At 68.1% G+C, this 1,654-nt stretch carries 1 protein-coding gene; it reads right to left on the bottom strand.

Going from position 1 to position 1,654, the window contains the following annotated elements; genetic code table 11:
* A partial coding sequence (gene alaS / locus ACWGIU_RS37380) for an alanine--tRNA ligase (RefSeq protein WP_453712513.1) occupies positions 1–1,515 on the bottom strand: 1,515 nt, incomplete at its 3' end.
* Between the last annotated feature and the right edge of the window lie 139 nt (positions 1,516–1,654).

The raw sequence follows: 1,654 nt of genomic DNA, 5'->3' as shown, positions 1-1,654 counted from the left end.
GAAGGGTGTGCGGTCGAGGACGACCTCGACCTCGTCGCCCTCGGAGGCGGCGGGCGCGGAGACGCCGTTCACCAGCAGGCCGACGATGGTGGACTCGCCCTGGGTGGTGGCGTAGCCGGTGAACTCGGTGGCGCCGGAGCCGTCGGCGATCTCCCGGTAGGCGGACATGTCCGCGTGGCCGGTCTTCTTGGCCTTGGCGTCGGCCTTGGCCCGGTCGCGCTGCTCCTGCATCAGGCGGCGGAAGCCGGGCTCGTCCACGGAGAGGCCCTGTTCGGCGGCCATCTCCAGGGTGAGGTCGATCGGGAAGCCCCAGGTGTCGTGGAGCAGGAACGCCTTGTCGCCGGAGAGGACCGTGCCGCCGGCGGCCTTGGTCTCGGTCACGGCGGTGTCGAGGATGTTGGTGCCACCCTTGACGGCCTTGAGGAAGGCGGCCTCTTCGGCGAGCGCGACGGTCTCGATGCGCTTGCGGTCGGTGACGAGCTCCGGATACTGCTGGCCCATCGTGTTGATCACGACGTCGACCAGGTCCTGGACGACGGGGCCCGTGGCGCCCATGAGGCGCATGTTGCGGATAGCGCGGCGCATGATGCGGCGCAGCACGTAGCCGCGGCCCTCGTTGCCGGGGGTGACGCCGTCGCCGATGAGCATGACGGAGGTGCGGATGTGGTCGGCGACCACGCGCATCGACACGTCGGTGCCCTGCGCAGCGCCGTACTGCACCCCGGTCAGCTCGGTGGCCTTGTCCATGACCACGCGCAGGGTGTCGGTCTCGTACATGTTCTGCACGCCCTGCAGGATCATCGCGAGGCGTTCGAGACCCAGGCCCGTGTCGATGTTCTTCGACGGCAGGTCGCCGAGGATCGGGAAGTCTTCCTTCCCGTCGCCGGCGCCACGCTCGTACTGCATGAAGACCAGGTTCCAGATCTCCACGTAGCGCTCGTCGTTGACGGCCGGGCCGCCCTCGACGCCGAACTCGGGACCGCGGTCGTAGTTGATCTCCGAGCACGGGCCGCAGGGGCCGGGGACGCCCATGGACCAGAAGTTGTCCTTCTTGCCCAGGCGCTGGATGCGCTCGGCGGGAACGCCGATCTTCTCGCGCCAGATCGTCTCGGCCTCGTCGTCGTCGAGGTAGACGGTGATCCAGAGCTTCTCGGGCTCCAGGCCGTAGCCGCCGTCCGCCACGGAGCTGGTGAGCAGCTCCCAGGCGTACTTGATGGCGCCTTCCTTGAAGTAGTCCCCGAAGGAGAAGTTGCCGCACATCTGGAAGAACGTGCCGTGCCGGGTGGTCTTGCCGACCTCTTCGATGTCCGGCGTACGGACGCACTTCTGCACGCTGGTGGCCCTCGGGGCCGGAGGCTTGGTCTCGCCGAGGAAGTACGGCTTGAACGGGACCATGCCCGCGTTGACCAGCAGCAGAGTCGGGTCGTCCGCGATGAGCGACGCCGAAGGGACAACGGCGTGACCGCGCTCCTCGAAGAAGCTCAGCCAGCGGCGGCGAATTTCAGCCGACTCCATCAGTGGTCCTCATTCCGGTCGTACGAAAACTTGGGGCGGTGGGTGGTCTTGGTGTTCTCGATCGCCCGCAGCCGCCGCGGCCCGGGGAGGGCCGTGACGTTGTCGGGCCGGTCGGGATCCTGGTGGAGCCCGAGCGCAT

The sequence above is a fragment of the Streptomyces sp. NPDC054840 genome, assembly GCF_053611065.1.
The sequence above is the reverse complement of the archived record's forward strand: the minus strand, read 5'-3'. Positions and strand labels throughout refer to the sequence as shown.